A 23582-nucleotide genomic window follows, 5' to 3' on the forward strand; every position below is an offset into this window, starting at 1 on the left:
TCGCTTCGCACCCGTATTGAACGCGTCAAAGCCTTTCACGAAGACCTCGCGCGGCAAGGGAGTGCGTGCCCCCGTTGCCAGGGGCACGCACCTCTGCGGCCTACTTCTTGGGAGGAATTTCAGCAGGCAGATACCGCGAAATTTCGAAGCCCGCAGCAACTTGGCACATGGTCGGTTTCGTCCAGCTCTTCTTCATGGCATTTCTCCTCTTCTACCAGCCCGAAGGGGCCGATCCTTTTCTCAGTCAACCATTGCTGGGCACCATTGCAATGGCTCGTCCATCAGCTCTCAAAATGGACAAATGAAACGGTAGGTTCTGAAAAGTCGAAAAACAAGACGATCGAAAATAACAATGTTCATGCTTCAATTGCTAATTACGTAGGGCTTCTTCTCCTCCAGCGGAAGGTTTGCGCGTTCCCAGCCATCGGCGCCGAGCGGATACCAGATCACCGAACTGTAGCCCCATTCGATGGCCCGTTTCGCGGCATTCCAGGACATCCAGCAATTCGTCATGCAATAGAACAGAATAGCGCGCGATTTGTCGGCTTCGGCCGCGAGGCCTTGGCGAAAATAGCTGGCGGTCTCCTCGGAGATAGCGCCGTAACCGACATTGGCCAGCCAGATGCTGCCCGGGATGTCCTTTCTGGTCGCCTCTCTCCAAATCGTTCCTGCCGGCAAATTGGCCGGCTTCGGCGTGTTCGGCATGACGTCGAAGAACACCGCCTTCTTCTCCCGCCACAGCGCCTCCGCCTCTGCAGTCGTCACCACCCTTGCGCCTTGCAGCGTCTGCGGCACCGGCGCCCGATAGTCGTCCATCCGGTAGCCGCCGGGCTCGGCGATATCGCCAGCCCACATCGGTTGGGTCAGACTGAGGAGGCTCGCAGCGACCAGCAAAATCGTCTCCTTTCCCTTCATACCGATATTGTCCCCCATACCGGTATCGTCATTGCGTGATCGGATTGTCGTGTTCGTCGATCAGCGGGACATTGTAGTCCAGTAGAATCCTCGTGATCTCCGCCTGGTTTTCCCGGATCACCCGGTTGAGCGTCCGCTTCCATTCCTGGTCGGATAGACGCACGCCCATGGTGATGCGGTAGGACATGCGCGAGCCGGTCTTTTCCTTCACCAGCGGAACGATCGTGAGATCGGCGCCGAGTTGCTTGGCATAATATCCTGCCATCGGTCCCCAAATGACCGCCGCGTCGATCTTGCCGGCGAGCATGTCCTTGATCATGACCTCGCCCATGGAAGGGGTGAGGCGTGTATCCACGGCCAGCGGATATATTTTTGCCGTTCGCAAGAGCTTGTTGGCGGCCATGTTGGCAGTCGGCGGCGTGCTTTCGACGACGCCGATCCTCTTGCCGGCGAGTTTGGGATCCTGGATCGTCTCGACGCCTTCCATGCCTTTGCCCTTCGGGTGCACCAGCACATAGGAGGAGCGATAGTAGGCGTTGGTGTTCTGCACCAGTTCATCGCCCTGGGCATAGCCCATGATGATGTCGCATCGATTGGCGGCCAGCGTGTTGCGCACGAAGCCGGCAACAAGAGGAAACCATGTGTACGCGACGGACTTCCGACCGGTTTTCGCGGCAACCAGTTCGGCCAGCCTGTTTTCGAAGCCTTCGCCGCTCTTGTCGGTGAAGGGCATGTTCGAAGGATCGGCGCAGACGCGCAGAATGTCGGGGTCGACCAGTTCTCCCGCCGCACCGAGCCCGGCGCCTTGCGCCTGGGCATTCGAAGGCAGCAAGGCGAGTGCGCCGAGGATCGGCAGGACAAAACGCAGCTTCAACGCGTCACGGCCAATCATATCATCCACCCATACAGGATGCTTCGGCATCCTTCGCTGCCTGTGGCTTGTCTGCTTTCTTCGGTGGCCTGCCGCGGGGCGCCGCACCGTCGGCGCGGGCACGAAGATAGACGTAGAGATCGTCCATGTAGCAATAGACGTTCTTGTTGTCGCCGAAGGCAGGCATGACGTTCTCCTTGCCGCCGCCGACATTCTTGCGGCCTTCGGCAACGATCGAGAGGAACGTGGCGTAATCCATTGTTTTCAGGCTGTTGACCAAGGCCGGCGCATAGGTCGAACCTGTGCCGTCCGGTCCGTGGCAGACATGGCAATCGGAATGATAGCGGCGGTAACCGCTGAACGTGTACCAATCCACGGTTCCGTTTTCGATCTTGTAAGTCGGATTTCCCTCCGCGTCGAAATACTTGCCGTTCTCTTCCGTCACCACCTTGGCCTTTTCCGCGCTGTCCTGGGCCTGTGCGAGATTTGAGCTTGCAAGAGGCAGCAGAGTCAGGGCGAGAGCGGAAACTACAATGCGAACGGACATTCAGTGTCTTCCTTCATTTGCCACGCACACGGATTTTTCTGTCGTGAAGCAGCATTGATCGATGTTAGGGGCGCGGCGAAATCGAGAGCCCGGTCCTGGCTTCCCGGTGATCCGGGCTCTCGGTTTTCAAGCCTTTGGGTCACCGACCCGAGGCATGCCTAAGGTTCCCGTGTATCAGTCCGGGAGACCGAAGACGGTGAGCTGGCCGCCCAGCGTCGTGTAGTCGGCAAGTGCTGCGTAGCCACCGACCGCACCCAGACCAGCGGTCCCAACGACCGCGGCCTCGTCGCCTTGCGCACGGCCCTGATCGACGGCACCATGCCAGGCAGCGGCGTTATCAGGCGACAACAGTCCACCTGCCAGACCGATACCGGCCCATCCACCGACGCCGGACAGAACGGCGATGTACTGCTTGCCGCCATGCTCGTAGGCCGTGATGTTGCCGATGATGCCGGACGGGGTCTTGAACTTGTAGAGTTCCTTACCATCATGATCGACCGCCTTGATGTAGCCCTCGAGCGTGCCGTAGAAGACGACATCGCCGTCGGTTGCCAGCGCGCCCGACCACACCGAGAACTGCTCGGGCTTCGACCAGACGATCTCGCCCTTGGCAGCATCCCAGGCAATGAAGTTGCCCATGTTGCCGTCGCCTCCAGGGGGAGGATACATCGACACGGTGGCGCCCACGTAAGGCTGGCCGGCAGTGTAGCTCACCTTGTAAGGCTCATAGTCCATGCAGACATGGTTCGTCGGCACGTAGAACAGCCCGGTCTTCGGCGAATAGGCCGCCGGCTGCTGGTCCTTGGTTCCAAGCGCCGCCGGGCAGATGCCCGTCGTGTTGGTGTCTTCTCCGTTCTGCTGGGTCGAATATTTGGCCACGACCTGCGGGCGGCCGTATTGGTCGCTGCTGGGGTCCATGTTGACTTCCGTCGCCCAGTTCACTGCCGGATCGTATTTCTTGGCGACGAGAAGTTCGCCATTGGCGCGATCCATGGTGTAGGCAAAGCCATTGCGGTCGAAATGCACCAGCACGTCGCGCTTGGCGCCGCCGACCTCCATGCCATCAACGAGAATCATTTCGTTGATGCCGTCAAAGTCCCACTCGTCATGCGGGGTCATCTGGTAGAGCCATTTGGCAACACCAGTATCCGCATCGCGAGCCATGATCGTCATCGACCAGCGATTGTCGCCTGGGCGCTGGACCGGGTTCCATGTCGAGGGATTGCCGGTACCATAATAAACCAGGTTCAGCTTGGGATCATAGGAATACCATCCCCATGTCGTGCCGCCGCCTGTCTTCCACTGTTCGCCTTCCCAGGTGTTCGTGCCGGAATCCTTTCCGACAGGTTTGCCGAGATGGGTGGTCTTTTCGGGATCGATCAGGGTGTCTGCGTCCGGACCTTCCGAATAGGCTTTCCAGGCGAGCTTGCCGTCAGACAGATTGTAGGCGGCCAACCAGCCGCGAACGCCGAATTCAGCGCCGGAGACGCCGACGAGCACCTTGTCCTTGATGACTACGGGTGCTGACGTACCGGATTCGCCCTTTCCACCATCGGTCTGCTCGCCGTTCTTGATCGACCAGACGACCTTGCCGGTCTTGGCATCGAGCGCCACGACGGTGGTGTCTGCCTGGTTGAGAATGATCTTGCCGTCACCATAGGCGACGCCACGATTGACCGTGTCGCAGCACATGATTCCAATAACATTCGGGTCTTGCTTGGGCTCGTATTTCCAGAGGATCTTTCCGTCATTGTTGAGATCGAGAGCGTAGACGGTGTTGGGGAACGGCGCGTGGACATACATCACATCGCCGATGATCAGCGGCCCGCCTTCATGGCCGCGCAACACGCCAGTGGAGAAGCTCCACTTGACCTGCAGGTTCTTCACATTGTCCTTGGTGATCTGGTTAAGTTTGGAAAAGCGGGTGTTGGCGTAGTCACCCGTCTGCATCACCCAGTCTTTGGGGTTTTCGGCCATTTTCATCAGTTCTTCATTGGCCGATGTCATGTGGACCGCGCCGAACGACATGAGCGCCGCGGTCGTTAGTAGGTAGGCAGTTTTCGCAAATACACGCATCAAAGTCCTCCCAGGGTTCACAATGACGAATCGTCCGTTGAGCCCACGAGGGCTTGCCCAAGCGATTCATGTGGGGGAAGTATTTCCGGCAGCGTGTCACGACCTAAGCCGAATGAGCAGAGGGCACCGTTACTGCCCATCCCACTTGGCCTACGAAAGACTGTCGCCGCTCCCTAATGACGGTGACGCCCTTGAAGCCGGAAACAGGATGAAGCTATGTCATCCCCAGGCGGATGGCAAGAAAAATCACTTCCGTCTATGTTGCACTGCAATATAGAGAAATAAATATAAAAAAACTCATACATAAAGCTATTGATCGACTGTGACAAAGGGAGGATTTATATAACTTGCCATGTTTTGCGTATTTTTTTGGCCAAATGTATCGATTTTTATTTAGTAATATTCACTAGAGCCTATGGCGTTAAGTATGCGCCCGTCGCTCCGGGTGGCGATAGTGAGAGCGGCATGAAATGAACGCCAACACCAGGATTCGGAGCGGATGAACGCGTCATCTGAGAGGCCTTTTGCCGGCCGGCAAGGCATTGCTCCTTTGGTACTATACGCCGGGCATGAGAGCTTGACCGGGGTGGTGGTACGAGGCCAACTGGTGTGGTGGATCTGTCTCGACCGATGGGGGCCGATCCATCAGGCTCGATAAATCGCGTCCAGGCCAATAGGAGGATTCTGCATGATCAGACATGTCGGCTTTTCGGCCTTGCCGCTATTGCTTACATCGGCCCTGGCATTCGCAAATCCGGCCGGCGCCGCCGGCGATTATCCAACAGCGACGGTTGTCGAGTATGTACTCGGCTGCATGCAGACGAACGGCCAGACCCGTCGGGCGTTGGAGAGCTGTTCCTGCTCGATCGATGTCATCGCCTCGATCGTTCCCTTCGAGCATTATGAAAGGGCCGAGACCTTCAAGAGCATGTCCCTGACGACGGGGGAGCGTTCGGGACTGTTTCGCGAAAGCGCGCCGGCGAAAGCCGCCGGCACTGAACTGAAGCGCGCGCAGGCGGAAGCAGACGTGCGCTGCTTTTGAACGCGTTGCGCACGTGGCTTCGAGACTTCAGAGTCCCGTGGCCTCCAGCGGCCATTGATTGCGAAACACCTTGCCATCGGTATCGATCGCTTCGACCTGGATTTCGCCGTCGCCGTGCGCCTTGAAATCGAACCGGAAATTGGGATCTTCCGAAATCGATATTCCACCTTCCATCGAGAGGATCGGCCGGTCTGCCTGCGAGATCGACAGTTTCTGAACAAAATGCGCGGGGATGAAATACTGGGTCAGCGGATTGCGCTGCAGGCCCGAATTGTTCGGGTGCCGGATCATCAGCTGCAATTCCTGTGCCTTCGTCATCGTCTCTTGAGGCGGGAATTGGCGCAGCTTCATCTGCCCCATCGTCGCCTTCGCCTCGTCCTGGTTCTTGACCGCCGGAGCCGAGCATCCGCCTGACGCCTTGACAAAGGTCTGAGCCATATGGAGTTCGCCGCCCTGCGTTTCTGCAATGGCGCGCAAATAGGAATAGTCGTTGACGCGCACGCGCGTCGACAGATGCGTCACGCCGGCATCCTTGCCGATCTGGAACGTCGCGGCCACCGGCGCCGGATTGACGTCGATGATCAAGGTGACGGATTTGATGCCGTCGGGCGCCTTGGCGGGGTCGATATAGATGTCGACGGGGACGATGGCGGCATCCTGCGCCCGCTTCGGCGCCTCGATCCTGACGACGCCGCTATCGACCAGAATTGCCCGATCGCCGAACACGTCGCCTTTCAGATCCTGCCAGATCATGTCCGAAGACGCGGTTGTCTGCTGTGCGTTGGCGGTTCCGGAGGAACCGAGGAGCGTACCGACGGACAGGATGATCGCGGCAAAGATAGCTGCGAGCGGCAAGGCTAGCTGCCGGCTCCGATAAGCATGGTCTTGCATTCCAATGCCTCCACCAATGTCAGAGAGGTGGTGCCCAGGCTGGCGTCGAGGATAAGCCTTTGACGATGCCTTGGCAAATCGATCCACCTCGTCGTGTCCAGCGCTTGTCGGTGGGATCTATTCCCATTCCAGTTCGGCAAAAGCGGCCGTCGCATTGCGCTCGTTATAGTCGCCGAACAGACGCCAATTGCCCCGTTCGCTTGTGCCAGCGGTCTTGACTGCCTCGCTGAGCGGTGTGCCGTCGGCGATCGCCTTGCGAATATCGCCCGCCAGAACCTCGAAATAGCGCCGTTCGGCCGTCAGCGCTTCCGGCCAGTCGGCCGGCACCGGGCCATGGCCCGGCACGACGCGTGCGGCGCCGATCGCGGCGAGCGCATCCATCTGGCGCAGCCAGCCGAGCAGCGATCCGTCGAGCGTCGGCAAGGAGTCGATGAAAACGAGATCCCCGGCAAACAGCGTTTGGGTCGCGCTGTCGAAGACGGTCAGGTCGTTGTCGGTGTGCGCCGCCTTCCATGCCCGCAATTCGAGCACGCGCCCGCCGAGGTCGAGCTGCAGGCGATCATCGACCAGCATCGTCGGCGGTATGATCTCGACCCCTTTCATGAGCGTATCGCCAATCTGTTGGTGAAAGCTTTGCAGGTAGAACGCGCCGCGCGCCTCGAGCGCACGCGGCAGATTGCGATGGCCGACGATGGTCGCGCCGATCTCCCGAAACGCCGCATTGCCGAAGATGTGGTCGGGGTGCATGTGGGTGTTGATCAGGTAACGAACCGGCTTGACGCTCATTTTGCCGATCGCGGCAATGAGCGCGTTCGCCTCGACCAGGCTGCCGCCGCTGTCGATAACGGCAACGGCGTCGGTGCCGACGACGACGCCCAGGTTCGAGATCGCGCCCTGGTTGGCTGCGTTCATCAATTCATCCACGCCCTGGATGGCGAAGACGCCGTCGGCGACTTTCCTGACCTTGAATTCAAGGCCGCCGGCAGCGGCGAGAGCTGCTCGCCCTAGGCAGCAAGGCGGCATCGCGGCGCCGACTGCGGTGCAGGCGAAGCCGCTCACAAGCTTGCGTCGTACCCTGTCGATCGGCATGGCGTTCCCCGATATGGATTGCGAACTGTTGGGCGATCAGGCAACGCCCGGAAATTTTTGATGGAACGACCGCGAGAGGTCGCTCATCACCTGTGGATTGCGATAGTGCCGCGGCAGCCTTACGTCGAACATGCCGAGCACATGGGCCGGCCGCTGCGCGAGCACGATGATGCGATCCGACAGCATCAAGGCCTCGCGCAGATTGTGCGTCACCATGAGGGCGGTCGTAGGCCGCGCCGACCACACGGTCAAAAGCAGATGCCGAAGCCGCTCGGCGGTCCGCTCGTCGAGTGAGGCAAAGGGTTCGTCCAGGAAAAGCACCGCCGGCTCGGTGGCGAAGGCCCTGGCGAGTGCTGCCCTGCGCGCAAGGCCGAGCGAAAGCTCCGCCGGGTAGAGCGAGCGCATGCCGGCGAGACCGAGCGTGTCGAACAGCCCGTCGAGGTCCTTCGTTCTCAGGCTTTTCGGCAGCGCCAGCCTGACATTCTGTTCCACCGTCCGCCACGGCAGCAAGATCGGCTCCTGGAATACGGCGGCGATGCGGCCCAAGCTTCCCTCCGGTAACTGGCCGCCTTCAGGCAATTGGAAGGAGCCGGAAAAGTCTTTGTCCAACCCAAGCAGGATGCGCAGCGTCGTGGTCTTGCCGCACCCCGACGGTCCCAGCAAGCAGGCGAACTCGCCTTGCCGGACCTCGAAGGAAAGGTCCCTAAGCGCCGTGATCGAGACGCCTTGCGCGGACCTGAAAGTCTTTTCGGCGATATCGACCCTAAGCGGGACGACGGCGCCAACGGGTTGCATGTCGTTCAACGGGCTGCACCAGAAGGAGTTCGATGACAAGCATCACCGCCACGAAAGCCAGCGTGTAGGCAAGAATGGCGGCGACGTCGAAGAGCTGGAAATAGAGATAGATCTGGAAGCCGACACCATTGGAGCGGCCGAGCAGTTCGACCACCAGCACGATCTTCCAGATGAGGGCGATGCCGGATCGTGAGGCGGCGGCAAGATAGGGCTGCAATTGCGGCAGCAGGACGTGGCGAATGCGTTCGAGGGGACCGAAGCGGTAGACGGCGGCCATTTCGGCATAATTCGGATCAAGCGCCTTGGCACCTTCGCGCATCGTCACCACGACGTTCGGGATCTTGTTCACGGCAACCGCTCCAATCGCGGCCGCTTCGTTGAGGCCGAACCAGATATAGGCGAGCACGATGACCACCAGCGCGGGAATGTTGAGAAACAGGATCACCCAGGGACTGAAGAATCGGTCTGCGCTGCGGTAACTGCCGAGGGCAACGCCGATGACCGAGCCGACGACCATGGCAATGACGTATGCCGCGGCAACCCGGCCGAGTGTGGCGCCGAGATGGTAAAAAAGGTCGCCGCTCGCCGCCTCCGCGAGCAACACCTGCCAGACCTGTCCCGGCCCTGGAAAGGCGCGGCTCGGCCAGGCATTTGCTGCAAAACCCCACAGCAGGCAAAGCCCGAGCAGAGAGACCGCGACCGTCAGCGCAGGTGTCAGCACCGTCGCAAAGCTGGATTGGCCGTCGGCCACCGCGCCAGGCGTGCGATCGCCAGTGTCAGGGGCGCTCATTTCAGGAGTTCCCGCCAGAACGTGCCGGGCGCCATCTCCGGCGCGCGGCCGACCAGCCTTTCGCCGCCGATCTCGGCCAGCACGCGATAGAGCTTGGCCGCATCGGCCGCATCCTCGGCGACGGGGCGTCTGGGAATGCCCTCGCGATAGCGGTCACGCAGTTTTGCCAATTCCTGGCCTTGCGCACGGATGATCGGCGCAAGGCGCAGCCACTCATCGTCGGATCTGGCCAGCAAATCCTTGGACTGCGCGGAAGCCTTGATGAAGCCCCTGATAGCGACCGGATTTTCACTCGCCCATTTGTCGTGAAAGACGTAGCCGAGCGCCGAGACCGCGCCCGAGGCCCCGAGCGCTTTCGCCGCATCATCCGCGCCGATCAGCCGACGAAAGCCGTTGGCCTCGAGCCGGGCGCAAAAATGCCAGAAATTGAGCACCGCATCGAGCTCGCCTTGCATCGCTTTTTCCGAAATCAGCGGCGGCGCGCCAAAGACGATGTCGCTGGTTGCCGGCAGGTCGAGGCCGTGATCGCGCCTGGCCAGCGCCTGGATCAGCAGCCAGCTTTTATCGAGGGGGCCGCCAGCGACACCGATCTTTTTTCCCTCGAGGTCGGCTATCGTGCGGATCGGCGCTCCCTCTTTCACCATGACCGCCCCGACAGCGGTCGAATAGGGGACCAATGCGAGGTCGACGCCTTCCGAGCGCTGGCGCGAGACCCACAGCCAGTCGGTCACGATCATGTCGATCGCTCCGGCCAGCATGGCGACGTTGGTTGCATCCTCGCCGGCGAAGTCGACGACCTCCAGATCGACGCCGTTGGCTGCGTCGAATTTGTGGTGCTTCATGGCGACAAGCGCCCAGCTCACGGTGCCGAATTTCAGCACGCCGATGCGGACTTTGCCCATAGCGAAGGAGGGGGTGACGAAGGGGGGTCTTGAGACAAGCGCCGCGGCTGCTCCAAGGGCTCCCAGACGGAGCGTTCCTCGACGCGAAATCATCATGATGCCTCCTCCCGGGCCAGGATAAGCCGGCGCCGATCAGATCGCACGGTCCTTGTTCGGGAAAGCGCATTTCCAGCGTTTGATCGTGAGGGTAGGGTGTTCCTGCGACCATTTCGCGATTTCGCTGGGCGCCAGCATCATACATTGGAACAGGGAGCCACGGCTCTCGAAATAGAGATGTTCGTCTCGGCAGTTGCCCGGATTGGCAATCAGGCAAACCGTCAATATGAGGTCGACCATATCCATTCAGCACCTCTTGCGCGCTTAAGACGCCCGCTTCGGCGAAATCCGGCCCGATCCGCGAGCCTGGACAAAATCGCCAATTGCCGGAGTCCCGAGGTGCCCATGGAAAACCGGAATGGGTTGAGGCTACGCGTTCGTCCAATGGCCGTCAACAAAGGCCAATGGACAAGACGGCGCTCTATCGGAGCCAATCTGCGCCGAAACAAAAAACCCGCCTCGGCGGGCGGGTCGCTGGCGCAAATCAGCACCATGAATAAATTCCTAGCATAACTGCCGTCACAAAGCAATGAAAATATGAGGGCAATCGCTTCGGTTTGCACTGCCGCCTGCCCAGTCTTCCGGCGTTGGTGGCTGGCGAAAGCCGAGGCGGCATCCAATCTCCCCCGCAAGAGGGGAGATCTGCAGCTCGCCGACTGCGTCTACGGTCCCGCGAACGGCAATTGGTCTGAAGCGATTGCCGGTGCTTGCGCTCTCCGGACTTCAGTATGGTTGACATCCCTCGTCTGCCGGGTAGCTTCCATCATGCAGGCGCCGCAACTCCGCAAGGGAGAAGTTATCGCTCTGCCATAAAACGACGCATGCCGATGATCAAACAACGGCCTGCGCAAATCGTCCAGGGCACCTTGACGATCAATGAGGAAATGCCATGCGTGCAATCGCATTTTTCGCCGTCGTGTCCGCTGCGACGTTCATCACGAACCAATCCCAGGCACAGGATGCCGCCGCGGGTGAGAAGGTCTTCGCCAAATGCAAGGCCTGCCACGTCGTCGACAAGGACCAGAACAAGATCGGTCCGTCGTTGAGCGGCGTTATCGGCCGGACGGCCGGCACGCATCCGGGGTTCAAATATTCTAAAGCCATGACCGAGGCCGGTAAATCCGGCGTGAAATGGGATGAAGCCACGCTGACGAACTATCTTCGCGATCCCAAGGCCATGGTCAAAGGTACGAAGATGGCGTTTGCCGGCCTCAAGAAGGACGAGGACCTTGCCAACGTCATCGCCTATCTGAAGCAATTCTCCAAATAACCCGGTTTTTCCTCAGGAAATAACCCGGTTTTTTCCTCAGGAAATAACCCGGTTCTTCCGCAGGATGTAACCCGACTTCGCCGGCCGTTCGAAACCGCGTTCGGCCGGCGCCCGCCCTGGTGGTTGGCGCGGTCAAGCGGCGTCTTGCAGCCGCCGCATGGCGGAAGGCAGGTCGAACAGGCTGTCGCAAACAAGGTCGGCGCCAAGCTCTTCGACGGGAATCTGGGTATAGCCGCCACGCAGCAGGATGACGGGCATGCCGGCGGTGCGCGCGGCGGCCACGTCGGCGCTGCTGTCTCCGACCATCAGCGCGTCGCGAGGCTCGACCTGAAGCTGGTCGAGCGCCAGCAGCAAAGCGTCGGGCGCCGGTTTCAACGATGTCACAGCGTCTCCCCCGACGATCGCGCCGAGATAGTCCGTCAGCCCAAAATGCAGCAGGATTTCGCGTGCCGCCAGCTGCGGCTTGTTGGTCACCACGCCCATGGCTATCCCACTCAAGTGGAAGTGCGTGAGAGCCTCCCTGACGCCAGGCATCAGCCTTGTCAGGCCGATCAGATGTCTGCGGTAGATCGGCGCCATGACGCGGTTGGCCTCATCAAGTGCGCTGCCGAGGAGCGGCGTTCCGGAAGCCGCGAAGGCTCGCTCGATCAGTTTCCTGACGCCGCCGCCGATCATGGCCTTGACCTGTTCCAGGCGCAGCGGCGGCAGATCGCGGCCGGCCAGCAACTCGTTGACGGCAGCGGTTATATCAGGCGCCGAATCGACCAGCGTGCCGTCGAGGTCGAACAGGATCGCCTTGGGCGATCGAAACGGCCTGCCCGTGCCAACGTTCATGCGGCGTCCTTCCATTTGATCGAGCAGCCGATCGAAGCGATCTGGTCGAGCGGTCCGTCGCCGGTTCTGGCAATTTGCTTCATCGCCTCGAACAGGTCGCGTCTCAGTCCGGGCGGTCCGGCCTCGCGCCGCGCCGCGTCCAGCCGGCCGCGATATTGCAGCGTCAACTCGCTGTTGAGCCCGAAGAAATCCGGGGTGCAAACGGCTCCATAGGCACGCGCCACTGTCTGGCGCTCGTCGTGGAGGTAAGGAAACGTGAGGCCGTTCGTCCTGGCGAAGAGCTTCATGTTGTCGAAGGAATCATCGGGGTAGGCGTCGGCATCGTTGGCGTTGATCGCGACAAAACCGATGCCTTGCGCCTTGAGGTCGTTGGCGTCGCGGACGATGCGTGAAATCACCGCCTTCACATAGGGGCAGTGGTTGCAGATGAAGGCCACGACCAGCCCGTTCGGGCCGGCATGGCTGAAGATCGAATGCGATTTGCCGTCGACGCCGGGCAAAACGGCATCGACGGCTTGCCAGCCGAAATCGCAGACAGGTGGGATTGCCGCCATAGTTGCCCTCCGATGAGACGGTTTTACGCGGCTTTCCGGATCGCTCCGTCGGCCGCCTGTCTGATGGCGCCGATATTGGCGCGATAGGCAGCCTCGGTGCCACCCCTAAAGATGGCCGAGCCGGCGACCAGCACATTGGCGCCGGCCGCGGTGACCAGCGGAGCGGTCTCGGGCGTGACGCCGCCGTCGATCTCGATATCGATCGGGCGGTTGCCGATCAACGCTTTGACCCGCCTGACTTTGTCGACGACCGCTGGAATGAACGCCTGGCCACCGAAGCCCGGATTGACGGTCATAAGAAGCACCAGATCGAGCCGGTCGAGCACGTATTCGATGACGCTTTCCGGCGTCGACGGGTTCAGCGACACGCCGGCCTTCTTGCCGAGATTCCTGATCGCCTGCAGCGAACGGTCAAGATGCGGCCCGGCCTCGGCATGCACGGTGATGATGTCGCAGCCGGCATCGGCGAAGGCGGCGAGATAGGCGTCGGCCGGCGCGATCATCAAATGGCAGTCGAAGACCTTGTCCGTACGGTCACGGATCGCCTTGATCACAGGCGGACCGAAGGTGATGTTGGGCACGAAATGGCCGTCCATCACGTCGAGATGGATCCAGTCGGCGCCGGCCCGGACGACCGTTTCGACCTCGTCGCCGAGCCGCGAGAAGTCGGCAGAAAGCACCGAGGGCGCGATGATTGTTTTGGTACCCATGGTCGTCGGCTCCCATCCTGTCTTCCGTTTGCAGTCGCTGCACGCCAACCGGCGTCGTCTTGTCAGCGCGCCTTCGTCTCCGGTTCGCCTTCGAGCTTGCCTTCCGCGAACACGCGGCTGCCGCGAATATCGGATTCTTCAATGGTGATAAGATCGGTCTTCGTCAACGCCCGGTCGCGCGACGCGAAAAGCCGGTTGGCCTGGCGAAGCCGCGCCCGGTCGAGCCCGTTGCGGACCGAGCGAGCGTTGGAGAAATGCGGCAGCCGCATGCGGATCGGGAGATACTCTTCGAGCGCCTTGGCCGCCGCCTCGCTGAGACGGTAATTCTGTTCCGCCAGCATGATCTCGGCGATCGATTTGAGCTCGCCGACGCCGTAGTCGGGAAAGTCGAGGTGGTGGGCGATGCGCGAGCGCATGCCGGGATTGCTATCGAAGAAGCGGTCCATCTTGTCCTTGTAGCCGGCAAGGATCACAACCAGGTCGTCACGGTTGTTCTCCATGCATTGCAGCAGGATTTCGATCGATTCCTGGCCGTAGTCGCGTTCGTTCTCGGGCTTGTAGAGGTAGTAGGCCTCGTCGATGAAAAGCACCCCGCCCATGGCGCGCTTGATCACTTCGCGAGTCTTCGGCGCGGTGTGGCCGACATACTGGCCGACGAGATCGTCTCGCGTCACCGCGACCATGTGGCCTTCGCGGACATAGCCGAGACGATGCAGGATTTCGGCCATCCTCAGCGCCACGGTGGTCTTTCCGGTGCCGGGATTTCCCGTAAAGTTCATGTGCAGCGTCGGCGCGCCCGAGGTCAGCCCGAACTTGCGACGAAGCCGGTCGACCAGGAGCAGCGCCGCGATCTCGCGGATGCGGGTCTTGACCGGCTTCAGGCCAACGAGTTCGCGGTCGAGCTTGTCCATCACCTCGTCGATGTTGGACGCCTCGAACTCGGCCTGCAGATCGACAGATTCGTCCTGCGCGGCAGCGCCCTTTGCTATCGCGTCCAGCATGGTTCGCCTAGCTCCACTCGCCTTCGGGCCTGTCGGTCGCATAAGGCACGATCGAATAGCCCTGGCTGCGGCCGTCGCGCTCCTGGCGCAGCAGCCGGAAGCCGGGTTCGTTGGGCGGCCGGTTGACGATGAACGACATGCGCGGCGCTTCCCAGCCCTTGGTCGAATCGAAGGCGGTGACCCGAACATACATGTTGGGCATGGCTTTCCGGCAATTGTTGACTTCAAGCAGGATGCCCGCCGGGTCCTTCAGGTCGAACATCGGGTTGCCGTACATTTCCCAATAGGTGTTTCGCGGATGCGGATCGTCCGTGTACTCGACGCTGACCGCCCAGTTGTTTTTCAGCGCGTATTTGATCTGCGCCGAAATCTGCTCATCGGTCAGGTCGGGCAGGAACGAAAACTGTCCCTGCGTGACCTTGTTTCCCGGATTGGTCATCATGGCGACGGTTCCTTTCGTCTAGAAGCTGGGCGTTGCGGTTGGCACGAAGTCGGCCGTGTCGGTCGATTCGTAGTTGAAGGTGACGTCCTTCCAGGTCTCCAGGGCCGCCTTCAGCGGCGTGCACCATCTGGCCGCCTGTTCGAGGATTTTGGTCCCTTCGCGCAGATAGTCGCGGCCCTCGTTGCGGGCGAGGATCATCGCCTCCAACGCGACGCGATTGGCCGTCGCGCCGGCCTGGATGCCGTCCGGATGGCCGATCGTGCCGCCGCCGAACTGCAGGATGACGTCCTCGCCGAGATAATGGATCAACTGGTGCATCTGGCCGGCATGGATGCCGCCCGAGGCGACGGGCATCACCTTGTTGAGCGAGGCCCACTCCTGATCGAAGAACAGCCCGGTTTCGAGGTTCTGCGGCGTGCGCTCCTCGCGCAGCGTGTCATAAAAACCCTTGATCATCAGCGGGTCGCCTTCCAGCTTGCCGACCACCGTGCCGGCATGGATGTGATCGACGCCGGCCATCCGCATCCATTTGCAGATGACGCGAAAATTCATGCCGTGGTTCTTCTGGCGCGAATAGGTCGAGTTGCCGGCGCGGTGCAGGTGCAGGATCATGTCGTTGCGGCGTGCCCACTTGGCCATCGACTGGATCGCCGTGTAGCCGATGACCAGGTCGATCATGACGATGCAGGAGCCAAGCTGTTTTGCAAACTCGGCGCGCTCGTACATCTCCTCCATCGTGCCGGCGGTGACGTTGAGATAATGGCCCTTGACCTCACCGGTGGCGGCCGACGCCTTGTTCACCGCCTCCATGCAGTAGAGGAATCGGTCGCGCCAGTGCATGAAGGGCTGCGAGTTGATGTTCTCGTCGTCCTTGACGAAGTCGAGGCCGCCCTTCAGCGCCTCGTAGACGACGCGGCCGTAGTTGCGGCCTGACAGCCCAAGCTTCGGCTTCGTCGTCGCGCCGAGCAGCGGCCGGCCGAACTTGTCGAGCCGCTCGCGCTCCACCACGATGCCGGTCGCCGGGCCCTGGAAGGTCTTGAGGTAAGCCACCGGGATGCGCATGTCCTCGAGCCGCAAGGCCTTGACCGCCTTGAAGCCGAACACGTTGCCGATGATCGATGCCGTCAGGTTGGCGATCGAGCCCGGCTCGAACAGGTCGAGGTCGTAGGCGATATAGGCGAAGTACTGCTGCTCGGTCTTGGTGCCGGGACCAGTGTTCGGCACCGGCTCGGATCTGAACGCCTTGGCGCGGTAGAGCTCGCAGGCGGTCAGCCTGTCGGTCCAAACCACGGTCCATGTCGCGGTCGAGGATTCACCGGCGATGGCGGCGGCCGCCTCCTCGTGGTCGACGCCGGGCTGCGGCGTTATCCGAAACATGGCGATCAGGTCGGTTTCCTTGGGCCGGTAGTCCGGCTCCCAATAGCCCATCTTCTTGTAGGGGATGACGCCCGACTTGTAGCGTTCCTTGCCTTCCTTGAGCGTGCCCGCTGACGGCATGTCGATCTTGTTCATGACAGGTCTCCTGTTTGCCGCTCAGGCGGCTTTCGCGGTTGCGATTTGCGGGTCGAGCTTTCCCGCGGCGTAACGTTTGGCCATCTCGTCCATGGCGATAACCCTGATCTTCGAAGCGTTGCCCGCGGTGCCGAAGCGCTCGAAGCGATCGCGGCAGAGATCGCGCAAGGCGTCCATGGCGGGTTTCAGGAATTTGCGCGGATCGAATTCGCGCGGGTCCTCCGTCGCGACACGGCGGAACTGCCCGGCCATGGCCATACGGCAATCGGTGTCGATGTTGACCTTGCGCACGCCGTAGCGGATGCCGCGCTCGATCTCCTCGACCGGAACGCCAAAGGTCTGGGGCATCTCGCCGCCATATTTGTTGATGATGTCCTGCAATTCCTGCGGTACCGAAGAAGAGCCATGCATGACCAGATGCGTGTTGGGCAGCTTTTCGTGGATCGCCTCGATCACCTGCATGGCGAGAATGCCGCCGTCGGGCTTGCGGCTGAATTTGTAGGCGCCGTGCGAGGTCCCGCAGGCGATCGCCAGCGCGTCGACCTGGGTGGCGGTGACGAAGTCGACCGCCTGATCGGGATCGGTCAAAAGCTGGTCGTGGGAAAGCGCACCTTCGGCGCCGTGGCCGTCCTCGGCCTCGCCCTGGCCGGTTTCCAGCGAGCCGAGCACGCCGAGCTCGCCTTCGACGGACGCGCCGACCCAATGCGCCATGCGGGCGACACGCTCGGTGATGGCGACGTTGTAATCGTAGCTCGCCGGCGTCTTGGCGTCCGCCATCAATGACCCGTCCATCATCACCGAGGTGAAGCCGTGGCGGATCGCCGAAAGACAGGTGGCTTCGTTGTTGCCGTGATCCTGATGGATGCAGAGCGGAATGGCCGGATGCATTTCGGTCAACGCCTCCATCATCTTGGCCAGCATGATGTCGTTGGCATAGGAGCGGGCGCCGCGCGAGGCCTGGATGATGACCGGCGCGTCGCAGGCCTTGGCGGCCTCCATGATGGCGAGGCCTTGTTCCATGTTGTTGATGTTGAATGCCGGAACGCCGTAGCCATGCTCGGCGGCATGGTCGAGAAGCTGGCGAAGGGTGATGCGGGCCATTGTCGGGTCCTCTTAGCTGCGGAAGTTGGGCTAGATGATGAGCTTCAGCGCCGCTGCGGCGACGGCTTCGGGCGTAATGTCGAAATGCCGGTAGAGATCCGGGGCAGGGGCGCTGGCGCCGAAACCCGCCATGCCGACGAAAGCGCCGGTGTCGCCGATCCAGCGGTCCCAGCCGAGCCGTGCTGCGGCTTCGATGGCAATGCGCGGCGCCGAGCCGAGGACGGCCTTGCGGGTGTCCGCATCCTGTTCCTCGAAAAGCTCCCAGCACGGCATCGAGACGACCGCGGCGGCGACGCCGTGCTCGGTCTCCAGCCGTTCGGCGGCGGCAATGGCGATCTCGACTTCCGAACCGGTGGCGATCAGCGTCACGGCGCGGTGCTCGGCCGGCTCGCGCAGGATGTAGGCGCCCCGGCTGGTCTGGTTCTCGTCGCTATGTGGCTCGTTGCTGCGTGATTGGCGCAGCATCGGCAGGTTCTGGCGCGAGAGCACCAGCACGCTCGGGCGGTTCTTGCTCTTCAGCGCCAGTTCCCAGCACTCGGCCGTCTCGATGATGTCGGCCGGACGGAAGACATTGAGGTTCGGCGTGGCCCGCAGCATTGCCAGGTGCTCGATAGGCTGGTGGGTCGGGCCGTCCTCGCCGAGACCGATGGAATCATGCGTCATCACATAGATCACGCGCTGGCCCATCAGCGCCGAGAGCCGCATCGCGCCGCGCGCATAGTCGGCGAAGCACAGGAACGTGCCGCCATAGGGCACGAAGCCGCCATGCAGCGCGATGCCGTTCATGGCCGCGGCCATGCCGTGCTCGCGGATACCGTAGTGGATGTAGCGGCCGGCATACTCATCAGGCGCTATGCGATCCATGCCCTTGGTGATCGTCAGGTTCGAATGCGTCAGATCGGCCGAGCCGCCGACTGTCAGGTCGGTTGCGGCGTTGATTGCGCCGAGCGCCATTTCGGAGGCCTTTCGCGTTGCGACCTTGGTCGCCTTCTCGGCATGCTCCTTGCGGAAGGCGCCGAGCGCTTCGAAGACCGCGTCGGGCAGGTTGCCGGCGATCGCGCTCTCGAAGGCCTCACGCCGCGGCGAGGCGGCAAGCCGCTGCTCCCAGGCGCGCCGCGCTGCTTGCCCGCGCTCGGCAATTTCGCGCCAGGTGAAAAGGATTTCGTCAGGCACCTCGAACGGCGCATAGGCCCAGCCGATGTTCTCGCGCGTCGCGGCGATCTCGGCATCGCCCAGCGGTGCGCCATGCGTCTTCTCCGAGCCGCCCAGATTGGGCGCGCCCTTGCCGATCACCGTGCGGCAGGCGATCAGGGACGGCCGATCCGACTGCTGTGCCGCTTCGATTGCCGCAGCGACGGCTTCCGTGTCGTGACCGTCCACCGACTGGACATGCCATCCGGCGGCCTTGAACCGCGCCGGCTGGTCCATCGATGTCGACAGCGACGTCGGTCCGTCGATCGAGATCGCGTTGTCGTCCCAGAAAACGATCAGCCGGGAGAGCTTCAGGTGACCGGCAAGGTCGATCGCCTCGTGGCTGATGCCTTCCTGCAGACAGCCATCGCCGGCGATGACGTAGGTGAAATGGTCGACGAGATCGGCGCCGTGGCGGGCAGCAAGCATGCGCTCCGCCAGCGCCATGCCGACGGCGGTCGAAATGCCTTGTCCGAGCGGGCCGGTCGTCGTCTCGATGCCGAGCGCATGGCCATATTCGGGATGTCCGGCGGTGCGGCTGCCCAGCTGGCGAAACCGCTGCAATTCCTCGATCGGCATGTCTTCGAAGCCGAGCAGGTAATGCAGCGCGTATTGCAGCATCGAGCCGTGCCCGGCCGAAAGCACGAAGCGGTCGCGATCGGGCCAGTTGGGCGCCGACGGATCGATGTTGATGAAGCGGCTGAACAGTACCGTCGCGACATCGGCCATGCCCATAGGCATGCCCGGATGGCCGGAATTGGCCTTTTGGACGCTGTCCATCGCCAGTGCGCGAATGGCATTGGCCATGTCGCGCTCCGAGACGGCGGCGACAGGCTTCAAAGCTGCGGCTTGGCTGTTCATGGCGTCCTCCTCACGACACACGGTTCTTGCGTTCGATCAATTGCAGGATGAGCGGCGTCAGGATCAGCTGCATGGCAAGGTCGAGCTTGTTGCCTGGCACCACGATGGAATTCGGCCGCGACATGAACGAGTCGTGGATCATCGAAAGCAGGTAGGGGAAATCGATGCCGCGCGGATTGGCGAAGCGGATGACCAGCATCGATTCGTCGGGCGTCGGAATCCAGCGCGCGATGAATGGATTGGACGTGTCGACGATCGGCACGCGCTGGAAGTTGATGGCGGTCTGCGAAAATTGCGGGACGATGTAGCGGACATAGTCCGGCATGCGCCGCAGGATCACGTCCATCACCGCCTCGGTGGAATAGCCGCGCGTTGCGCGGTCGCGGTGGATCTTCTGGATCCATTCGAGATTTATGACCGGCACCACGCCGATCTTGAGGTCGGCGTGCCTGGCCAGGTTGATCTTGTCGGTGACGACGCAGCCATGCAGCCCCTCGTAGAAGAGCAGGTCGCTCGGCGGGAATTCGCGCCATTCGGTAAAATGTCCCGGCGGCGTGCCGTACTGCTTCTCCTCGTCCTCGTCATGGATGTAGGTGCGGGTCTTTCCGGTTCCCCGGCGGCCATATTCCTCAAACACCTCTTCGAGGATTGCGAGCTCATTGGCTTCGGCATTGAAGTGGGTGAAGTTCGGATTGCCGGCCTTTTCCTGCTCGGCCACCTTTGTCTTCATCGTGGCGCGGTCGTAGCGGTGAAAGGCATCGCCTTCGATGAAGGCGGCTTCGATATTCTCGCGCCGGAAGATCAGATCGAAGATGCGCTTGACCGAAGTGGTGCCTGCGCCCGACGACCCGGTGATGGTGATGATGGGGTGCTTTGCCGACATGGTGCTCAGGCCCTGAACAGGCCGCGGCGGCTGAACAGCGGCGCACGCTCGCCGATGGCGCTGGGCTCGGTGTGATAGCGGGTGATGCGCGCGACTTCCCGCGCCGATCCGAACACGACAGGCACGCGCTGATGCAGGCTCTCGGGTTCGATTTCGAGGATGCGAGTGATCGTATCGGTGGCGGCTCCGGCCGCCTGTTCGATGAGATAGGCGATCGGGTTGGCCTCATAGACGAGGCGCAGCCGTCCCTGCCGGTAACCCTTGCGCTTGTCGCCTGGGTACAGGAACACGCCGCCGCGCATCAGTATGCGGTAGCAGTCGGCGACCAGGGAGGCGATCCAGCGCATGTTGAAATCCTTCTCTCGTGGGCCTTCGACGCCTTCGAGGCAATCGTCGATGTAGAGCCGCACCGCCTCGTCCCAATGCCGGTAGTTGGCGGCGTTGATGGCGAACTCCTGGGTGCGCTGCGGGATGATCCGGCTCTCATAGGCCTGGACGAAGGTGCCGAGCCTGGTCGAGAGAACGAAGACATGCGTGCCGCTGCCGAGCGACAGAACCAGCGCCAGCTGCGGCCCGTAGATGAAGAAGCCGGCGCCCAGCTGGTTCACGCCTGCCTGCAAAAAAGAGGCGGCCGGATTTCCGTCCGGCGCGCCAGTTGCAGGGAGGCCAGTTGCAGGGAGGAGCGAGAAGATCGTTCCGATCGACACGTTGGTGTCGATGTTGGAAGAGCCGTCGAGCGGGTCGATGGCGATGGCGAGAGGCGCCTGCCTATCGAGCAGGACCGGCTGTTCCAGTTCCTCGGAGGCGTAGAACGCGACCGGAGCGTGGCGCATTGCGTCGAGGAAGATGTCGTCGGCGAAGATGTCGAGATCCTTCTGGATGTCGCCGTCGACATTCGCGCCGCGGGTCCCGGCAAAGGCGGTGCCGAGCACGCCTTGATTGATGGTGTTACGGATCTTGGTGGCGGCCTGCGTCAGCTGACGGATGGTTGCTACGACTGCCGAGCGCAGTTCGTCCGGTGGGCCGAGATAGGAATTCAGAAAAGCGTCGAGCGTTGCCGCTGGCATCGTAACCTCCCATCCAACCGCATCTCCTCGGACCGATCGGATTGGGGAATGAAAACAAACGGTCTTGGATAAGTAAAATTCAATAACTTTACTTTCGCAGTAAAAAAATTTTAGTATGCCGTATGAGAAATCTCACGCTCAAGCAATTCAAGACCGTCCAGGCGATCATCAGCCACGGGAAAATCGTCAGCGCAGCCAAGGTGTTAGGCCTGTCTCCTCCAGCGGTGACAATCCAGTTGCGGCAAGTGGAGGAGGAGTTCCAGCTGGCCTTGTTCGACCGGACCTCGGACGGCATGCGTCCCACTGCCGCAGGCCTGGCTTTCGTCGAGACGGCGCAGGCCATCGAAGAACGGCTTCGCCTGCTCGAAGACAAGATGGATGCAATCAAGGGCGTGCGCATCGGCAGCTTGAGGCTCGGCGTCGTTTCCACCGCCAAATATTTCGCTCCGCGGCTCATGGCCGGCTTCATGAAGGACCATCCCGACATCGACATGCGGCTTGCCATCGGCAACCGCGCCGAAACCATCGACAGGCTGAAGAACCACGACATCGATATCGCGCTGATGGGACGCCCGGCGAAGGAAGTCCCGGTGCGGGCCTCGGTCTTCGGCGATCACCCGCTGGTCATCATCGCGCCGCCCGACCATCCGCTGGCATCGGCCCGCGAGATATCCAAGGAGCGGATCGCCGAAGAGCATTTCCTCATTCGCGAGCCCGGCTCCGGCACGCGCATCTCGCTGGAAATATTCCTGAGCGACGTGCCCGGCCGCATCGACGATCTCGGCGTCGAGATGGGCTCGAACGAAACGATCAAGCAGGCGGTGATGGCCGGGCTCGGCATCGCCTTTATCTCAGCCCACACCATCGCCGCCGAAACCGAAGCCGGCCGGCTGGTCATCCTCGACGTCGTCGGCATGCCGATCCGCCGGCAATGGTTTTCGGTAATGCGCAGCGATCACGCGATCTCGCCGGCCATGGCAACGTTCCACGATTTCCTGATGCGCAAGGGCGCGATGTACCTGCCCCTGTTCGGCAAGCTCTATCCGCACGACGAGCCGAACGCGAAGGGTCGCGCGAGTTCCTCGACACAGTAAGCGGCAAATCACCAACGAACGAGATTAGCCGAGACATCCCCTCCTTCGTCATCCCAGGGCGAAGCAAGGAGCGAAGCGACGCGGCGCAGACCCTGGGATCCATGCCGTTACCTCGCGGCAGTGCTCCAGCGGACCAGAACCGAACGCTACCACCCAGTCCCGCGAAAAAGCTCGAACCACTCCGGGTTGGTCTTTTCGATCAGCTCGATCTTCCATTGGCGCGGCCAGCGCTTCAGCGACTTCTCGCGCTGGATGGCATCTCGAATGTCGAAATGCTCCTCGTACCAGACCAGCCGCTGCACACCGTAGCGGCTGGTGAAGCGCGAGCCTTGGCCGGATTTGTGCTCCGGCAAGCGGCGGCCGAGATCGTTGGTGACGCCGATGTAGATCGTGCCGCGCTTCTGGCTTGCGGTCATGTAAGCATAGCCGGTCATGGCGGAAGGGTAGCTGGCGCCGTTGCGGATACAAGCGTCGTTCTGAGCCGCTGCATTCTTCGGCTGAGGTAAGGCATGGATCCCAGGGTCTCCGCGACGTCGCTTCGTTCCTGCTCCGCCCTGGGATGACGAAGGTATGATTGCTGCGGGCTAGTCGCCAACGCACCAGGAGCTGCCATTCTGGAACTGGAAAACGCCCGGAGATCGTTGGGGTTAGATAAGCGATCTGTTATGTTGCAGTGCGAAAAGAACGTGTTATGTTGCAGTGCGAAAGAACAGGGGCCACGTCCTTTCCACCCGTAAGCGATCTGTATGTGCGACCCCTGCAGACTGGTCGGTATTTCGGAAACCTCCCGGGCACGGGTTCGGGAATTCGATGGGGAAAAGGGGTAATGCTTTACACGCTCGTTATGATGGTCTGCCTGACGGATGTGCCGCAGAGCTGCGAACAACGCGAACAGATGGTGGACGGCCTGGCGATGAATCCTGGGACCGCCTTCATGCAGGCGCAGCCGCTGGTCGCCCAGTGGATCGAGACGCATCCCGGTTATTTCGTGCGGCGCTGGCGCGTGCTGCCTGGCCGGGAATCGTGAGATCCGCCGCGGAGATCGAAT

Annotated in this window: 26 protein-coding genes; 5 read left to right on the forward strand and 21 right to left on the reverse strand. The window is 61.6% G+C overall.

Translation table 11 applies throughout. The annotated features are described in order from the left end of the window. Positions 1-167: 167 nt before the first annotated feature. A complete protein-coding gene (locus AC0L26_RS18965) occupies positions 168-305 on the forward strand; it encodes a hypothetical protein (protein WP_164547143.1) in 138 nt (45 codons plus the stop codon). A gap of 58 nt (positions 306-363) precedes the next feature. Here the strand turns inward: AC0L26_RS18965 and AC0L26_RS18970 are convergent, their stop codons facing one another. From AC0L26_RS18970 to AC0L26_RS18985, 4 genes are all read right to left on the reverse strand, one after another. Next, on the reverse strand, positions 364-915 hold the full coding sequence (locus AC0L26_RS18970; protein WP_473634119.1) for a PQQ-dependent catabolism-associated CXXCW motif protein: 552 nt from the start codon (positions 913-915) through the stop codon (positions 364-366). 28 nt (positions 916-943) lie between these two features. Further along, the gene (locus tag AC0L26_RS18975) at positions 944-1807 is read right to left on the reverse strand and encodes a substrate-binding domain-containing protein (RefSeq protein WP_473633930.1); all 864 of its coding nucleotides are present in this window, start codon (positions 1805-1807) and stop codon (positions 944-946) included. Position 1808: 1 nt separating this feature from the next. Next, the gene (locus AC0L26_RS18980) at positions 1809-2333 is read right to left on the reverse strand and encodes a c-type cytochrome, methanol metabolism-related (RefSeq protein WP_473633931.1); all 525 of its coding nucleotides are present in this window, start codon (positions 2331-2333) and stop codon (positions 1809-1811) included. Positions 2334-2507: 174 nt separating this feature from the next. Next, positions 2508-4409, reverse strand: a complete 1902-nt coding sequence (locus tag AC0L26_RS18985) for a methanol/ethanol family PQQ-dependent dehydrogenase (RefSeq protein ID WP_473633932.1) — start codon at positions 4407-4409, stop codon at positions 2508-2510. A 688-nt stretch (positions 4410-5097) separates the two neighbouring features. Between AC0L26_RS18985 and AC0L26_RS18990 the strand changes: the two genes are divergently transcribed. Further along, positions 5098-5451, forward strand: coding sequence for a hypothetical protein (locus tag AC0L26_RS18990; protein WP_352931115.1), 354 nt, complete (start codon positions 5098-5100; stop codon positions 5449-5451). Positions 5452-5478: 27 nt separating this feature from the next. Here the strand turns inward: AC0L26_RS18990 and AC0L26_RS18995 are convergent, their stop codons facing one another. From AC0L26_RS18995 to AC0L26_RS19020, 6 genes are all read right to left on the reverse strand, one after another. Continuing rightward, positions 5479-6342 (reverse strand): quinoprotein dehydrogenase-associated SoxYZ-like carrier, encoded by an 864-nt coding sequence (locus tag AC0L26_RS18995; protein WP_473633933.1) that lies wholly within the window; start codon positions 6340-6342, stop codon positions 5479-5481. A 117-nt stretch (positions 6343-6459) separates the two neighbouring features. After that, complete coding sequence (locus AC0L26_RS19000) at positions 6460-7431, reverse strand: quinoprotein relay system zinc metallohydrolase 2 (RefSeq protein ID WP_473633934.1); 972 nt, start codon at positions 7429-7431, stop codon at positions 6460-6462. A 36-nt stretch (positions 7432-7467) separates the two neighbouring features. Continuing rightward, positions 7468-8226, reverse strand: coding sequence for an ABC transporter ATP-binding protein (locus AC0L26_RS19005; RefSeq protein ID WP_473634120.1), 759 nt, complete (start codon positions 8224-8226; stop codon positions 7468-7470). Then, a complete protein-coding gene (locus tag AC0L26_RS19010; protein WP_473633935.1) occupies positions 8195-9016 on the reverse strand; it encodes an ABC transporter permease in 822 nt (273 codons plus the stop codon). The genes AC0L26_RS19005 and AC0L26_RS19010 overlap by 32 nt, the downstream gene beginning before the upstream one ends. Continuing rightward, complete coding sequence (locus AC0L26_RS19015) at positions 9013-10014, reverse strand: ABC transporter substrate-binding protein (protein WP_473633936.1); 1002 nt, start codon at positions 10012-10014, stop codon at positions 9013-9015. The genes AC0L26_RS19010 and AC0L26_RS19015 overlap by 4 nt, the downstream gene beginning before the upstream one ends. A gap of 36 nt (positions 10015-10050) precedes the next feature. After that, entirely contained in the window at positions 10051-10260 is a 210-nt protein-coding gene (locus tag AC0L26_RS19020; RefSeq protein ID WP_473633937.1) for a hypothetical protein, read from the reverse strand. 643 nt (positions 10261-10903) lie between these two features. Between AC0L26_RS19020 and AC0L26_RS19025 the strand changes: the two genes are divergently transcribed. Further along, positions 10904-11284, forward strand: coding sequence for a c-type cytochrome (locus AC0L26_RS19025; RefSeq protein ID WP_473633938.1), 381 nt, complete (start codon positions 10904-10906; stop codon positions 11282-11284). 132 nt (positions 11285-11416) lie between these two features. Here AC0L26_RS19025 and gph read toward each other — a convergent pair whose 3' ends face one another. From gph to AC0L26_RS19075, 10 genes are all read right to left on the reverse strand, one after another. Beyond that, positions 11417-12118 (reverse strand): phosphoglycolate phosphatase, encoded by a 702-nt coding sequence (gene gph, locus AC0L26_RS19030; RefSeq protein WP_473633939.1) that lies wholly within the window; start codon positions 12116-12118, stop codon positions 11417-11419. Then, positions 12115-12672: a thioredoxin family protein gene (locus tag AC0L26_RS19035; RefSeq protein ID WP_473633940.1), complete on the reverse strand. Its 558-nt coding sequence runs from the start codon at positions 12670-12672 to the stop codon at positions 12115-12117. The genes gph and AC0L26_RS19035 overlap by 4 nt, the downstream gene beginning before the upstream one ends. A 23-nt stretch (positions 12673-12695) precedes the next feature. Beyond that, positions 12696-13382 carry a ribulose-phosphate 3-epimerase gene (gene rpe, locus AC0L26_RS19040; protein ID WP_473633941.1) on the reverse strand — a complete coding sequence of 229 codons (687 nt, stop codon included), beginning with the start codon at positions 13380-13382 and terminating at the stop codon, positions 12696-12698. Positions 13383-13444: 62 nt separating this feature from the next. Then, positions 13445-14383, reverse strand: coding sequence for a CbbX protein (gene cbbX, locus AC0L26_RS19045; protein WP_352931135.1), 939 nt, complete (start codon positions 14381-14383; stop codon positions 13445-13447). Between the two features lie 7 nt (positions 14384-14390). Then, complete coding sequence (locus AC0L26_RS19050; RefSeq protein ID WP_473633942.1) at positions 14391-14825, reverse strand: ribulose bisphosphate carboxylase small subunit; 435 nt, start codon at positions 14823-14825, stop codon at positions 14391-14393. 18 nt (positions 14826-14843) lie between these two features. Next, the gene (locus AC0L26_RS19055) at positions 14844-16337 is read right to left on the reverse strand and encodes a ribulose-bisphosphate carboxylase large subunit (RefSeq protein WP_473597607.1); all 1494 of its coding nucleotides are present in this window, start codon (positions 16335-16337) and stop codon (positions 14844-14846) included. Between the two features lie 21 nt (positions 16338-16358). Further along, positions 16359-17438 carry a class II fructose-bisphosphate aldolase gene (fba, locus tag AC0L26_RS19060; protein WP_095489014.1) on the reverse strand — a complete coding sequence of 360 codons (1080 nt, stop codon included), beginning with the start codon at positions 17436-17438 and terminating at the stop codon, positions 16359-16361. 30 nt (positions 17439-17468) lie between these two features. After that, complete coding sequence (gene tkt / locus AC0L26_RS19065; protein WP_473633943.1) at positions 17469-19490, reverse strand: transketolase; 2022 nt, start codon at positions 19488-19490, stop codon at positions 17469-17471. A gap of 10 nt (positions 19491-19500) precedes the next feature. After that, on the reverse strand, positions 19501-20373 hold the full coding sequence (locus AC0L26_RS19070; RefSeq protein ID WP_354487363.1) for a phosphoribulokinase: 873 nt from the start codon (positions 20371-20373) through the stop codon (positions 19501-19503). A gap of 5 nt (positions 20374-20378) precedes the next feature. Beyond that, positions 20379-21440 carry a class 1 fructose-bisphosphatase gene (locus tag AC0L26_RS19075; protein WP_473633944.1) on the reverse strand — a complete coding sequence of 354 codons (1062 nt, stop codon included), beginning with the start codon at positions 21438-21440 and terminating at the stop codon, positions 20379-20381. 122 nt (positions 21441-21562) lie between these two features. Between AC0L26_RS19075 and AC0L26_RS19080 the strand changes: the two genes are divergently transcribed. Further along, positions 21563-22534, forward strand: coding sequence for a LysR family transcriptional regulator (locus AC0L26_RS19080; RefSeq protein ID WP_473633945.1), 972 nt, complete (start codon positions 21563-21565; stop codon positions 22532-22534). Positions 22535-22680: 146 nt separating this feature from the next. On the opposite strand, the gene AC0L26_RS19085 is transcribed toward AC0L26_RS19080, so the two are convergent. Then, positions 22681-22968: a GIY-YIG nuclease family protein gene (locus tag AC0L26_RS19085; protein WP_123148570.1), complete on the reverse strand. Its 288-nt coding sequence runs from the start codon at positions 22966-22968 to the stop codon at positions 22681-22683. 392 nt (positions 22969-23360) lie between these two features. Between AC0L26_RS19085 and AC0L26_RS19090 the strand changes: the two genes are divergently transcribed. Beyond that, positions 23361-23561, forward strand: coding sequence for a hypothetical protein (locus AC0L26_RS19090; protein ID WP_352931147.1), 201 nt, complete (start codon positions 23361-23363; stop codon positions 23559-23561). Positions 23562-23582: the final 21 nt, after the last annotated feature.

The organism is Mesorhizobium sp. WSM4823, from assembly GCF_055811195.1.